Source organism: Vibrio sp. 10N.222.54.E6, from assembly GCF_041473955.1.
Lineage (GTDB): Bacteria > Pseudomonadota > Gammaproteobacteria > Enterobacterales > Vibrionaceae > Vibrio > Vibrio tasmaniensis_A.
On record NZ_JBFRTD010000020.1, the window covers coordinates 143,677 to 158,025 of the forward strand.

The window sequence follows — 14,349 nt, forward strand, 5'->3', positions numbered from 1 at the left end:
GTTTGTCTAATTGGGTCGTATCCCTTTATTTTCAAGCCCCATCACTCGGAAGAGAGATAGGGCTCGCAAAAAAGAAATACTAAGATTCTTTACCTAGTGGTGGCACTTCACGCCCCATTCTTGCGTAGAACTCTGCAACGAACTCTTCAAAGCGATCTTCATCGATAGACTGACGAATGTCTGACATTACTCGTTGGTAGAAACGCAGGTTGTGAATCGTGTTCAGTCGAGCACCTAGGATTTCGTTACAACGATCCAAATGGTGTAAGTACGACTTGCTGTAGTTCTTACAAGTGTAACAGTCACAATCTGAATCTAGTGGTGTTGTATCGGTTTTATGCTTCGCATTACGGATCTTGATCACACCTTCCGTTACAAACAGGTGGCCATTACGTGCATTTCGCGTTGGCATAACACAGTCAAACATATCAATACCGCGACGAACACCTTCAACCAAGTCTTCAGGTTTGCCTACACCCATTAGGTAACGAGGCTTATCTTCAGGCAGTTGAGGACATGTGTGCTCAAGAATGCGGTGCATATCTTCTTTTGGTTCACCTACTGCTAGACCACCTACTGCATAACCGTCAAAGCCAATTTCTGTTAGGCCTTTAACGGATACATCACGAAGGTCTTCGTATACGCCACCTTGTACAATACCGAACAATGAGTTCGGGTTTTCTTGCTTATCAAAGTGATCGCGAGAACGCTGAGCCCAACGAAGAGACATCTCCATCGAGTCTTTAGCTTCTTTATGCGTCGCAGGGTAAGGCGTACATTCGTCAAAGATCATTACGATGTCTGAGCCTAGATCCTTTTGGATTTCCATCGACTTCTCAGCGTCCATGAAGATCTTGTCACCGTTTACAGGGTTACGGAAATGAACACCTTCTTCAGTGATTTTACGCGTTGCGCCTAGGCTGAATACTTGGAAGCCACCTGAATCAGTCAAGATAGGACCTTTCCAGTTCATGAAATCGTGCAAATCACCGTGCAGTTTCATGATTTCTTGACCAGGACGTAGCCATAGGTGGAATGTATTACCTAATAGGATTTCAGCACCTGTGTCTTTTACTTCTTCAGGTGTCATGCCCTTAACCGTACCGTAAGTACCTACAGGCATGAATGCTGGGGTTTCAACGGTACCGCGTTCAAACTGAAGTTGACCACGACGTGCGCCGCTATTAGTTTTTTTAAGTTCGTATTTTAATTTCACGAAGCCTCCAATATGCCAGAGAAACAATCTGACTGTTAATTCAGAACCTTAGGCCGAACAAAAGTTCAGTCTAGTGGGTTCTATGAGGAGCGGTCGCGTATTCCTTGCGAGAGATTAGACAGACACCCTGCCCGACTCCTAGCCTACTGCTAGCACCCGTAAATTCTGCTTATATCGTTTATAACCAGCTAAAATTAGCTCGTTTTCTTATTGATGAACATCGCATCACCGTAGCTGAAGAAACGGTATTCGCTCTTCACTGCGTGATCGTATGCACCCATCACATTGTCGTAGCCAGCAAATGCACTCACCAACATAATCAGCGTTGATTCTGGTAAGTGGAAGTTGGTAATTAAGCAATCCACCAGCTGATATTCATAACCTGGGAAGATGAAGATTTCTGTGTCACCAAAGAAAGGAACTAACTCAGTGCCATTTTTCACTGCATCTTGAGCCGCACTTTCTAGTGAACGCACAGAGGTTGTACCAACGGCAATGATGCGTCCGCCGCGAGCTTTTGCAGCTGCAACGGCATCTACCACTTCTTGCGGTACTTCAACGTACTCAGCATGCATGTGGTGGTCATTGATATTATCGACTTTTACTGGCTGGAACGTACCAGCACCAACGTGAAGCGTCACGTAAGCAAACTCAACACCTTTTTCTTTCATGTCAGCCATTAGCTTGTCATCAAAGTGAAGGCCTGCTGTTGGCGCAGCAACTGCACCCGGCTTTTCATTATAGACAGTTTGGTAGCGCTCTTTATCGGCGTCTTCATCTGGACGATCGATGTAAGGAGGCAGTGGCATGTGACCAACACTGTTAAGAATCTCTAAAACGCTTTGATCGGATGTGAAATGGATTTCAAATAACGCATCATGACGTGCCACCATTTCAGCTTCATACTCATCGTTCTCACCAAGGAACAATTTGGTACCCGGTTTCGGTGATTTAGAACAACGAACATGCGCAAGAATGCTTTTCTCATCCAGCATACGTTCAACCAACACTTCAAGCTTACCGCCTGATGCCTTGCGACCGAATACACGAGCAGGAATCACGCGAGTGTTATTAAAAATAACAAGATCACCTGGCTCAACCAAGTCTAAAACGTCTTTAAACGAACCATCAGCTAGGTTGCCATTATTGCCATCTAATTTAAGTAGGCGGCTTGCTGTGCGCTCCTCTTGAGGGTAGCGAGCAATGAGTTCATCTGGTAGGTCAAAGTGAAAATCTGAAACTTGCATGTGTCGAGTCTTGTCTTAGTTGATGATATTTATGCCGTTGACGAATAATAAGTCGAAGTTGCCGAACAATCGTTTCGGTAAGTAAATCGTTACCAGAAACACATCGTAAACATGACTAAAAATTTCGCAGTGGGCTAGTATAGGCACACGAGCCGCAATAGCAAGGTTTACAGCATTGGATTATTGTAAAGAGTCGTAAAATAATACGACCATTCCCCCTCATAAAAAAAACAAAATTAGTTGCATGAAACTCACCCAAAAATGCGTTAGATCTCAGTTATTTTTTGGATAAAAAACTATAGTAATAGCAACAAATAAAAAAGAAGGAGGTCCGTATGATCAAGGTTGAAGATATGATGACTCGCAACCCTCATACCCTATTGCGCTCACACTCACTGGCCGATGCAAAGCACATGATGGAAGCGCTTGATATCCGCCATATTCCGGTTGTTGATGCCGACAGACAACTACTTGGCGTCGTCACACAGCGAGACGTTCTTGCCGCTCAAGAATCTAGCCTACAAAACATCCCACAAGCTCAATCCTATACTCTTGCAACACCACTCAATGACATCATGCACAAGAGTGTTATGTCTGTAGAGCCGCGCGCAGGACTAAAAGAGTCTGCTGTTTATATGCAGAAACACAAAGTGGGCTGTTTACCTGTCGTAGAGAACCACGAACTCGTGGGCATCATTACAGACAGCGATTTCGTTACGATAGCCATTAACCTGCTAGAGCTACAAGAAGAAGCGGAACCGGAAGAGGTCGAAAGTTAGTCCGTTTGTATTACTCACGATAATCCTTAGAGCCTTTGAACCTGAGGCTCTTAACATATCTAAATTCTGACACGTCTAAAATCTCATCTATTTTTATGAAAAGCCGAGAGAAAAGTTACAAAAAACAACAATATCAACAACCTACTTTACCCATCATTCTTAGGCATCAAAATATAGTGGATACATACTATTTATTGATATATTTATCGTTAGAATCATGTAAGAATTTGTTAAGAATAAAAACAAGCTGCCTTACTAGGAATGATATTTATGAGTTTAAAGAAATTGCTGTCCTTAGGTTTTGGCGTGATTCTCGCGCTAATTTTGGTTATTTCAGTCGTTGCTTCATTACGCTTTTATCAATCGAGTGATGGGTTTAACACCTACCGCTCTCTTGCAATAACAAGTGTCTCAACAGGTCGAATCCAAGCCAATATACTGGAAGCTCGTTTATCTGCACTTAAATATATTAAAAACCCTATTCCGTCACATGCTTCTGAACTGAATAGACGTATCACCGCATCAAATCAATTGATAGATGAAATATTAGACTCTCATCTTGACGATCTACACAAAAATGAATTCCTAACGATAAAGAAGCAGCTTGATCAATATAGCCAAGGCTTTAACAAGGTTGTTCAACTTGTTAATACTCGAAACAACCTAGTTCAAGAGGCCTTAGACCCATCAGGAGTCAATATGCGTGAGGCAGTGACTAACCTAATGACCCAGGCTTCAGCTGAAGAAGATTTAGAAGTTGCTGTCAGTTCAGGACAGCTTCAGCAGCATGTATTGCTATCAAGATTGTACGCTTCTAAATTTCTGACGAGCAATAAAACAGAAGATGCTCAGCGTGCTGAAAAAGAGTTTGCCTCTGCCGCACTACTTGCAGAAACAATCGAATCTCAACTCATGTCGATGGAACAAATCAACTACTTAAACGATTTCACTAGTGCCTTCAAAATTTACCGCAACACATTTTCAAAGATCGTTGACACTATAAACACGCGAAATGGCATCATTTCAGGGACTCTTGATCTTGCTGGTGTTAATGCAGCAAAAACAATTGAAGAGATAAAGCTATCAACAAAGTCAGAGCAAGACTCTGTCGGGCCTAATATGGTCGAGCGATTCTCTAACGCGCAATTTGTGCTTGGCGTTCTTTCAATTCTCGTTGTCGCCGCTTCTCTTAGCATTGCCGTTTCGATTTACCGCAGTGTATGGAAAGTCGTTGGAGGAGAGCCAAGTGACATCCAAGCAATTGTTGCCGAAGTCGCCGCTGGTGATCTTTCAAAGCAGATTCCAATTACGGGTAAAGAGACCGGTATATACGCAAACATTTTAGAAATGCGCCAAGAACTACGTCGAATAATCGATGGTTTCCACCAGATTTCAGACAATGTTTCAGCAGCCTCCGTTGAGCTAACCGCGGTAATGAGCCAAACAGAAGGAAATGCTCAACAAGAACTGAGTCAAATGGAACAAATCGCGACAGCCATCAATGAACTTTCTAGTACTGCGAGTGAGGTTAGCCAGAATGCAGCTAGCGCAGAGAGCGCTGCAACTGGGGCAACGACAAATGTCAAAGATGGCAGTGTTTCCCTCGATGCATCAGATGATATATCTCGAAAAGTTGAAGACTCGATCGAAGAAACATCAAACATCGTTAATCAATTGCAAGAGTACTCGGTAGAGATCGGTAGTGTTATTGAAGTGATCAATTCAATTTCTGAGCAAACTAACTTACTTGCGTTAAATGCAGCCATTGAAGCCGCTCGAGCGGGAGAGCAAGGCCGAGGCTTTGCGGTGGTAGCAGATGAAGTTCGTTCTCTTGCCGCTAAAACACAACAATCAACGGTCGATATTCAAGAAATAATATCTCGCCTTCAGGCTCAAGCGAAAGATGCGAACCAATTTATGCAATCCAATCTTTCGTTAGCAGAAGAATCTAGACAGTATAGCGAACAGCTTCGTGCTGCATTCGCTTCTATCACTGACTCAGTACAACTAATATCTGATATGAACACACAAGTAGCCACAGCGTCTGAAGAACAATCTGGCGTAACACAAGATATTTCACAAAATGTTTCTCTGACCTTTGATATTGTTCATCAAAATGTTTCAGGAATTGAGCAGAGCAAACAGGCAAGTGAAGAACTCTCTTCATTAGCTGTTAAGCAAAAAGACTTGCTGAGTTTTTTCAAAATCTAACGTTATAGTAAAATAGATAAATAAGCTTCTAACGCCACTATTTGTTTGTTTTTCTTCTCAAATAAACAAACAAAAAGAGCAGCCAAATAGCTGCTCTTTTTCTTTTGAATTTTACTTTCTAGTTTTTTAAAGCAATTCTGAGACTACATCAGCTAACTGATGAAAGGTTTCAAGACGTGACGAGCTTGGTCGCCATACAAGGCCTATATCGCGATAAGCTTGTTGACCGGGAGGGTCAATCACCACTAAATTCTGATTTTGCAACAAACCATGATCGATCGCCATTTGTGGAATAAAGGTGGTTCCTAAACCATTTGCCACCATTTGTACCAACGTATGTAGGCTTGTGGCGGTGAACGGGTTTATCTTCTCTTTGTCGGTTAGCTTACAAGCTGATACCGCGTGCTCGGTTAAGCAGTGCTCGTTCTCCAACAAGAATACAGATTCGTCTGGCAGGTCATCATATTTAATCGGAACACGAATACCATCGGCTTGATTGCGGCTGATTACCATTCTGAAAGGGTCTTGCCCAACAACTTTGCTCTCCATGTTGTCGATATCGACAGGCAAAGCCAGAATCAGTACATCCAACTCACCATGACGCAACGCAGCCAATAGGTTAGTTGTCGTGTCTTCCCGTAACAACAAGTTCAACTGTGGAAAACGTTGGTTCGCTTCTTGTACCAAATCGCACAATAGGAATGGAGCAATAGTAGGAATACACCCTACTCGCAACTGCCCTTGCATCGCGTCTCCATTACATAGATTTCCGAGCTCAACCAAGTCTTGCCCTTTCGCCAGTAACTCTCGACCATGCTTAACCACCAGCTCACCCGCTTGAGTGAAAACCAATGGGCTCTTTTTATCTTTCTTCTCATAGAGAGGACAACCAATGAGTTCTTCCAGGTTTTGAATGCCTTTACTTAGTGTCGATTGACTCACGAAGCAGCGATCCGCAGCGTCGCTAAAGTGGCGAGTTTCGTGAAGAGTAACAAGATAGTGAAGTTGCTTAAGACTTGGCCATTTATTCATGAAATTACTTTGAAATATGAGTAGGATAACTTAAGTGAAGGTCATTTGACCTAAGGAACGGACAAAGAATAAGCTTATCGCTTTTTTCGATTAACTTAATCTATTTAATTCGCTTTTTTCTATAGTACCGATTGTACTATAGTTTGTCCCGTAGAAACGGAGCCCAAACAAAGATGTGTTGGGCCAACTAATTTTTTAGGAGATTCCAAATGGTACTAGTAGGTCGTCAAGCCCCTGACTTTACTGCAGCAGCTGTTCTAGGTAACGGTGAGATCGTTGATAACTTCAACTTCGCAGAATTCACTAAAGGTAAGAAAGCGGTAGTTTTCTTCTACCCACTAGACTTCACTTTCGTTTGTCCTTCAGAGCTAATCGCTTTCGACAACCGTCTAGAAGATTTCCAAGCTAAAGGCGTTGAAGTAATCGGTGTTTCTATCGATTCTCAATTCTCTCACAACGCATGGCGTAACACTGCTATCGCTGACGGCGGTATCGGTCAAGTTAAATACCCTCTAATTGCTGACGTTAAGCACGAAATCTGCAAAGCATACGATGTTGAGCACCCAGAAGCAGGCGTTGCTTTCCGTGGTTCTTTCCTAATCGACGCAGACGGCCTTGTACGTCACCAAGTAGTTAACGATCTTCCACTAGGTCGTAACATCGACGAAATGCTACGCATGGTAGACGCACTAAACTTCCACGAGAAGAACGGTGAAGTATGTCCTGCACAATGGGAAGAAGGTAAATCAGGTATGGACGCATCTCCACAAGGTGTTGCTGCATTCCTATCTGAGCACGCTGACGACCTAAGCAAGTAATTACCTCTTAAGCCCGAACTCAACGCGGGTTAATGGTTGGAAGACTCTCTATAAAGAGAAATAAAGCATAAGCTAATAGCGCAAAGCGCACCGCCAATCAGTTAAGAAGTAAAGTCCTATTAAAAGCCCGAAGTTAACGCTTCGGGCTTTTTTCATCTCTCTCCGACGACAATTATCTACCCAAACCGCCTCTGCAACATTTAATAGAGGCAGTTACAAGAACAAACTTTACCCCTATTTTCCTCTGCTACCACCTATTCATATCCGTATCTAGGTTGTTATGATTTCGTCCGTATCTTTTTGAACGGATAAATACGATGAACACCGAAATTGAAGTCTGTATCGATAACTTAGAATCTCTATATAACGCACTATCTGGTGGCGCGAATCGAATTGAGCTTTGCTCTTCATTAGCACTTGGCGGGTTAACTCCAAGCTTCGGAATGATGAAGCAAGCGGCAAAAATTTCGTCCGTACCAGTTTATGCCATGATACGACCGAGACAAGGTGACTTCATATTCGATTATGACGATATACTCTGTATGCTGGAAGATATTGAAGCTTGTGCGAGAGCAGGGTTGAATGGCGTCGTTCTGGGTGTACTAACACCTGATGGTGAGATTGATATGTCTGCAATGCAAATTCTCTCAAGCAAGGCTCACCAACTCAAACTAGCAATCACCTTCCACCGTGCAATCGACCAGCTTCAGGATTATAAAGTAGCGTTAGAGCAGATTATTGAGCTTGGATGTGAAAGAATCCTGACGTCAGGGCTTGCTATTAATGCAGAGCAAGGCATCAATGTGCTCGCAGATATGGTCAAACAAGCCGATGGCAGAATCGATATAATGGCTGGTGCAGGCGTCAACGCAACGAATGCCAAAATGATTCAAAGCTCCACCCAAGTACCTGCACTTCACCTTTCAGGTAAATCGACAAGACCCAGCCTAATGGAAAGCAATTCAAGCGCTCAAATGGGCAGTAATGATGTTGATGATTATCAGATACCAGTAACTAATGCGAATAAGATATCCAATGTGAGAGCTGCCCTCACCGCTTAGGGTAATCGTCACTAACACAAATCCAGAGAACCACGCTGACGAATCTAGCGGACTGGCGTATATTAGAGTTAATAGCACAGAAAATTTTCATGGACAGATATGGCTAAAGACTTATTCAGCTCTCTTGATTTAAACCTGTTACGAACATTTCTTATTGTTTATCAAGAAAAAAACACCAGAAAGGCTGCGGAACGTTTATTCGTTTCTCAGCCAGCGGTTAGCCAAGCCCTACAAAAGCTAAGACACCACTTCAACGATGACCTTTTCGTAAAGGTTCATGGAGGCTTACAACCTACGGCATTTTCAGAGCAGCTCACCAATCAAATAAAACCGTTCATGGACGGTCTATCTATCGCGGTTAATACATCAAACACTTTTGATCCGAAAGAGATCGATTACACGTTGAAAATAGCCCTATCTCCAGTGGTGCTTTCTTGTCTGTCTGGCTCACTTTTTAAAGATATAAAAGCGCAAGCACCAAACGCTAAACTAAAGCTTGTTCCATGGTCAAACTCGTCTGTCTCAGATATACAAAAAGATGAGGTTTTGATGGGAGTAAGCTACTTAGGGGAAAAGACAAGTAAAGAAGTCTATACAAGGCAGCTCATTGAATTAACAGGACGTATATTTGTTAGGAAAGATCACCCTTTAAAGCAAAACACCGTGACTCCATATGACATGGCAGGGTACGAAATCGCATCTTTAGTAACGCCAGGTTGGAATGACAATTTTAGCTTAGCGTCTCAGATTCTAACCGACCTTTCCATCGAGCATCGTATCGGTTTTCGCAGCGAATTGGTCATGGCTCTAATCGATGTCATTCAACATACTGATATGTACATGCCCCATTCCAACCTTTTCCCAGTAGAAAACTATCCGACATTACGCGGGATAGATGTCTCAGTCGACGGAAAAACGCTGAAAACTCCGGTCTATAGTTATATACACATTAAAAATCGAAACTCACCTTTAACAAACTGGCTTTCAAAACTCATAGAGCAAGTTTTATCAGAACAAGTACAAAAGTAAGTTCGATTAAAAGTTATATATTGTATTTTACTCTTCCGGACGCCAGCTCAGTGCGCTAGCGATGGTACCGATAACTAATGTGTCTTTTTCCGCTTCATTAAGTTCAGGTAACATCTGTAGCGTTATCATTCCATTTGTCTGTGCAGCCGCTATTTCTTTAGAAGCTTTTTTAAAGCTATACCCTAGTGGTTTTTCTACCGACATTAAAAGGTCTTTACTTGAATGGACAGTTTCTACGTCATATTTATTCGCCCCAACTCGGATATAGCCAGCTTCTTTCTTTTCTAAGCTAACACTGATCATCCCAGATTGAGGCTCTAAAACGAACTCTCCTATATTCTCATTGCTTTGAGATACAGAACAGCGGTAAGGTTTATTGCCACCAAAATCAACACCCATGTAGTTAACTGAAGTGCCACCGCCAGAACAGACTAAGTTCCACACTTGGCCATTATCGACTCTAGTGATTTCAGCAGCCAGCTCACCCTCTTTGAATGAAACAGTCTCAAACCATGTTGAACCTGATGAATCTCGGCTATATTTACCTTGGTACATACCTGCAATATCAAACGTCCCTTCTTGTCCTAACCCCCAAAAATCACCATCAGTTTTAACCATGAGTTCTGGCTGCTGATTAACCGCATCTGATTTGTCCATGATGGCAACGCTGCCGCACGCAGTTAACGCGAAAAGAGGAGTCACAACGAAAAGAAACTTCTTCATACTGATATCTACCTAAAAATAAATGTAAGGGAAAAATTCAGTAGAAGAATAAATTAAAGATAAGTAAGAATATAGCGAGCATCAATGAGCTATATCGATACTATCGTTATTTTTCTCATGTGCCTTAAACAAATACATTAGAGAACATCAGCTTATGTTTAGACACTTCTATCACGCTCGTTTTGTAAGGCTACGTAAGACCCAAAGATCACGTGTAATGATTACTCCTGCTGATAAGCAAGCATTATCACAGAGATAATCAATGCGAATTAGCCTGCTCTTTCAAAGCCCATATAATGATCACCGTTAGCCAGTGATTTCACTGGATTCACGCATGGATCGACCTAATGCTAAGGAGAGCGCAAAATTACTTCGGTGGTACCATGAAATTTAAAACACTTCTTTTAGCTTCAGCTTTATTCTCAACCTCTGCACTTTCAAATGGTCTTCACTTATCTCCTGAACTAAAGATTGGTTCTTATCATGGTTTTGGAATACAAGCAGGTATTACTGATGTGGCAAATCTAGGTGTGGTTTATCTGAGCTATTCTCAGCTTTGGTATGACAGCGACCGATACGATGAAACTGTCGATGCGTACCGCATTGGTATTCAAAATATGTTTGGAAGCAACCAGAATCACGGCTTTCAGGCGGAGATTGGTGTAGCGAGTTATGACGGAACAAAAACGCGTAACGGCGAAATTGAAGAGAAGACAGCACATGGATTAAGTCTTGGTGGAGCCTACGTTTACCAAGCAACACCAATACTTGGGCTACGTGCTGGTGTTGATATGAATATTTTTGATCACAATAAGACCTTTGTGCCTTACGACACAACAATCAACCTTAACCTTGGTGCAATTATTCGGTTCTAAAGTTAATACCTACTTCAGTGCGTCATCTAGGCTTTGATCACCAAGGTGGCGTACATCTTTACCTTTCACAAAGTAGATAATGTATTCACAGATATTTTGGCAACGATCTCCCACTCGCTCAATCGCACGAGCTGACCACATCACTTGCAGGATATTGGGGATGTTCTTAGGATCCTCCATCATGTACGTCATCAACTGACGAATCACAGCTTCATATTCCGCATCCAGCTTATCGTCAAGTTTATGTACTTCTGCTGCCGCATCTACATCCATACGAGCAAAAGCATCTAATACTTGATGCAGCATAGTGATAGCCTGACGACACAATGGTTCTAACGAGACGTGAAATTTTTGTTCTTTGGTCGAAGGGATCTCAATCGCACCCTGTGCGATTTTAGAGGCCACATCGCCAATACGTTCTAGATCAGTAATGGTTTTGATGATCGCCATAATCAAACGCAGATCTTTGGCAGTCGGCTGACGTTTCGCGATAATACGAGTACATGCTTCATCGATTGAAACTTCCATCGCATTCACTTTATGGTCGTCACGAATTACTTTTTTGGCCAATTCAACATCGTCTTTATGGAGCGCCTGCATTGCAAACGAGAGTTGCTGCTCCACTAACCCGCCCATGGTCAATACATGAGTACGGATCGATTCTAACTCGACATTGAATTGCCCTGAAATGTGGCGACCGAAATGCATACTTGCTCCTTGAAAGAAATGAAGAAAGCCATTTTTGTAGAGTGACTTAGCTCTAGATGACACCTTTGTAGAGGTTAGCCATATCTACCAGTAATGTAGTCTTCCGTCTGGTTTTTCAATGGAGACGTAAAAATTGAGTCAGTATCTGAGTACTCGATCAATTTTCCCATATGAATAAAGGCAGTATGGTCACTTACACGCGCGGCTTGTTGCATGTTGTGGGTAACAATCACCACTGTGTATTGTGTTTTTAGATCGTTGATCAGCTCTTCAATCGTCAGAGTAGAAATCGGATCGAGTGCCGATGTTGGCTCATCCAATAACAGCACTTCAGGTTCGATGGCAACCGCACGAGCGATGACTAAACGCTGCTGTTGACCACCCGATAACCCAAAGGCGTTCTCATGCAAACGATCTTTGACTTCATCCCACAACGCCGCGGCGCGCAGAGAGCGCTCAACTGCATCATCAAGATCTCGGCTGTTGCTCACGCCTTGCAGCCTCAATCCATAAACCACATTCTCATAGATAGATTTAGGAAAAGGGTTCGGACGTTGAAACACCATGCCGACTCGGCGTCGTAAGGTCGCGACATCCACCTTAGGGTGATAGACGTTCTTGCCATGAAGCTTCACTTTTCCGGAAACCTTACAACCTTCAACAAGATCGTTCATGCGATTAATGCAGCGCAGTAGAGTCGACTTACCACACCCTGATGGGCCAATAAACGCGGTCACCTGTCCCTTTGGGATTTGCATTGAAATATCATCAAGTGCTTGGCTCTCTTTATAATAAAGATTCAGCCCTTCAATCGAGATAGCAATTTGCTCATCCTTCAAATTGTGAACATCAAGTGGTGCTTGGTAACCCAAGGTTTCATTAATCGAGAACATCTAATCTTGTCCTAAGGTTCGGTATTTTTCACGCAAGTTATTACGGATATTGATGGCCGTTAAATTCAATCCAACAATCACAGTAACCAGTAAAAATGAAGTCGCATACACTAAAGGGCGCGCCGCTTCGATATTAGATGTTTGAAAACCAACATCGTAGATATGGAAGCCTAAGTGCATGAACTTTCTCTCTAAGTGTAGATATGGGAACTGACCATCTACAGGTAAGCTTGATGCTAGCTTCACAACACCCACCAGCATTAATGGAGCCACCTCCCCCGCAGCTCTCGCGATTGCCAATATCAACCCCGTGATAATCGCAGGGCTTGCCATTGGTAAAACAATGCGCCAAAGCGTCTCAAATTGAGTAGCGCCAAGCGCCAATGAACCGTGCCTCACGGAGCTAGGGATACGCGTTAAGCCCTCTTCCGTTGTTACAATAACAACGGGTAATGTTAATACCGCCAAGGTCAATGCGGACCATAATAGACCCGGCGTACCAAATGTCGGAGCGGGTAACCGTTCTGCGTAAAACAAAGAATCGATTGAACCACCGATGGTATACACAAAGAATCCTAAGCCGAAGACACCATACACAATCGACGGTACACCCGCTAAGTTAATTACGGCGATACGAATTAAACGTGTTAGTGCGTTGTTTTTTGCGTATTCATGAAGATATATCGCAGCAACCACACCAAGAGGCATTACTACAATCGACATAAGAATAACCAACAGTACCGTGCCAAAAATCGCAGGAAACACACCGCCTTCAGAGTTTGAGTCTCGTGGGTTCTCCGACAAGAACTTCCAAACTTGTTTGCCCCAATGCCCAACCTTTTCAAGATAAGACATATTATTCGGGTACCAATAATCCAAAATATGACTGAGCGAAATTTCAACCTGCTCTCCTGTCATATCTTCTACCAACAAGCTTTCGACATTGAGCTGTGTTCTAAGATGCTCAAGCTTTACTTCGGCTTCAGCCAACTGGCGATTTAATTCCAATTTAGTTTGAGTATAGGTTTTAAGGTATTCATCGCTCACTGACTCATTGAGTTCAAGCTTACGTTTTTCTAAACGCAAGTTTTCCAATTGCCAGCTGATATTGCGGATTTCTTGGTTCACAACACGCGACGTCTCTTTGCGTAACGTATCAGCGAACGCCAAGCCTTGCTCGAGCTTTTGGTCTATGTTCGAATCAAATGTGCCAGAAGTGGTTTTAAAACCCACTGGTTTACCAAAGAAATAACCACCTCGACTTCGCTCAATCACAGCCCAGTCAGGTGGGGTGGTTGGTTCACGTAAGTTAACATCCAAAATGGAAACAAAGTCCGCTGGATAAATCTCCCTGTTGGCAACTTTGATACTTAAGCGCTGAATTAGCCCAGTCGACAGGTTTTGAGTCGACAATAGGTCTTGTACTTGTGGGACTTGCTCTATCGGGATGTATTTTCGTTCATATAACTGGCCAATCAATACATCTTGCTTTACTACCGTTTCGTCGAGGCCGACAACTAACGATGCATCTTTGGAATCCACTTGCCATTGGTACAAAGGAGCAGGCCAAAAATAGGTTAAGCCCTTCCAGCCGATCAGCAGCATTAGGCCAAGAACCGAAAGCATACTGATGCTCACCGCCCCACCCGTTAGCCATATCCACGGAGAGCCTGATTTAATCCAAGACAATAATGACTTCAGTTTATTCATTATGAACGACCTTGCTCTGACGTGCTGAACCCAAGGAAGAGCCAAGT

At 43.0% G+C, this 14,349-nt stretch carries 13 protein-coding genes; 6 read left to right on the forward strand and 7 right to left on the reverse strand.

Annotation, left to right across the window (positions count from 1 at the left end):
• Positions 1–79: 79 nt before the first annotated feature.
• Complete coding sequence (gene tgt, locus AB4513_RS13310) at positions 80–1,216, reverse strand: tRNA guanosine(34) transglycosylase Tgt (RefSeq protein WP_009848280.1); 1,137 nt, start codon at positions 1,214–1,216, stop codon at positions 80–82.
• Between the two features lie 194 nt (positions 1,217–1,410).
• Positions 1,411–2,463 (reverse strand): tRNA preQ1(34) S-adenosylmethionine ribosyltransferase-isomerase QueA, encoded by a 1,053-nt coding sequence (queA, locus tag AB4513_RS13315; RefSeq protein WP_009848279.1) that lies wholly within the window; start codon positions 2,461–2,463, stop codon positions 1,411–1,413.
• Between the two features lie 335 nt (positions 2,464–2,798).
• Between queA and AB4513_RS13320 the strand changes: the two genes are divergently transcribed.
• Both AB4513_RS13320 and AB4513_RS13325 read left to right on the forward strand, forming a co-directional pair.
• A complete protein-coding gene (locus AB4513_RS13320; protein WP_009848278.1) occupies positions 2,799–3,242 on the forward strand; it encodes a CBS domain-containing protein in 444 nt (147 codons plus the stop codon).
• A gap of 270 nt (positions 3,243–3,512) precedes the next feature.
• Positions 3,513–5,453, forward strand: coding sequence for a methyl-accepting chemotaxis protein (locus AB4513_RS13325; protein WP_009848277.1), 1,941 nt, complete (start codon positions 3,513–3,515; stop codon positions 5,451–5,453).
• Positions 5,454–5,579: 126 nt separating this feature from the next.
• On the opposite strand, the gene AB4513_RS13330 is transcribed toward AB4513_RS13325, so the two are convergent.
• Entirely contained in the window at positions 5,580–6,485 is a 906-nt protein-coding gene (locus AB4513_RS13330; protein ID WP_009848276.1) for a hydrogen peroxide-inducible genes activator, read from the reverse strand.
• Between the two features lie 209 nt (positions 6,486–6,694).
• On the opposite strand from AB4513_RS13330, the gene AB4513_RS13335 reads away from it, so the two are divergent.
• From AB4513_RS13335 to AB4513_RS13345, 3 genes are all read left to right on the forward strand, one after another.
• Positions 6,695–7,303 carry a peroxiredoxin C gene (locus tag AB4513_RS13335; RefSeq protein ID WP_009848275.1) on the forward strand — a complete coding sequence of 203 codons (609 nt, stop codon included), beginning with the start codon at positions 6,695–6,697 and terminating at the stop codon, positions 7,301–7,303.
• A gap of 317 nt (positions 7,304–7,620) precedes the next feature.
• The gene (locus AB4513_RS13340) at positions 7,621–8,364 is read left to right on the forward strand and encodes a copper homeostasis protein CutC (RefSeq protein ID WP_009848274.1); all 744 of its coding nucleotides are present in this window, start codon (positions 7,621–7,623) and stop codon (positions 8,362–8,364) included.
• A 99-nt stretch (positions 8,365–8,463) separates the two neighbouring features.
• On the forward strand, positions 8,464–9,393 hold the full coding sequence (locus tag AB4513_RS13345; protein WP_009848273.1) for a LysR family transcriptional regulator: 930 nt from the start codon (positions 8,464–8,466) through the stop codon (positions 9,391–9,393).
• Between the two features lie 27 nt (positions 9,394–9,420).
• On the opposite strand, the gene AB4513_RS13350 is transcribed toward AB4513_RS13345, so the two are convergent.
• Entirely contained in the window at positions 9,421–10,116 is a 696-nt protein-coding gene (locus AB4513_RS13350) for a hypothetical protein (protein ID WP_009848272.1), read from the reverse strand.
• Positions 10,117–10,499: 383 nt separating this feature from the next.
• Here AB4513_RS13350 and AB4513_RS13355 point away from each other — a divergent pair, with 383 nt between their 5' ends.
• Complete coding sequence (locus AB4513_RS13355; RefSeq protein ID WP_032555329.1) at positions 10,500–10,991, forward strand: hypothetical protein; 492 nt, start codon at positions 10,500–10,502, stop codon at positions 10,989–10,991.
• Positions 10,992–11,000: 9 nt separating this feature from the next.
• Here AB4513_RS13355 and phoU read toward each other — a convergent pair whose 3' ends face one another.
• The 3 genes from phoU to pstA all read right to left on the reverse strand — a co-directional run bounded on the left by phoU (position 11,001) and on the right by pstA (position 14,302).
• Positions 11,001–11,699 (reverse strand): phosphate signaling complex protein PhoU, encoded by a 699-nt coding sequence (gene phoU, locus AB4513_RS13360; RefSeq protein ID WP_009848270.1) that lies wholly within the window; start codon positions 11,697–11,699, stop codon positions 11,001–11,003.
• Positions 11,700–11,773: 74 nt separating this feature from the next.
• The gene (gene pstB, locus AB4513_RS13365) at positions 11,774–12,592 is read right to left on the reverse strand and encodes a phosphate ABC transporter ATP-binding protein PstB (RefSeq protein WP_009848269.1); all 819 of its coding nucleotides are present in this window, start codon (positions 12,590–12,592) and stop codon (positions 11,774–11,776) included.
• The gene (pstA, locus tag AB4513_RS13370) at positions 12,593–14,302 is read right to left on the reverse strand and encodes a phosphate ABC transporter permease PstA (RefSeq protein WP_009848268.1); all 1,710 of its coding nucleotides are present in this window, start codon (positions 14,300–14,302) and stop codon (positions 12,593–12,595) included. It lies immediately after the preceding gene.
• Positions 14,303–14,349: the final 47 nt, after the last annotated feature.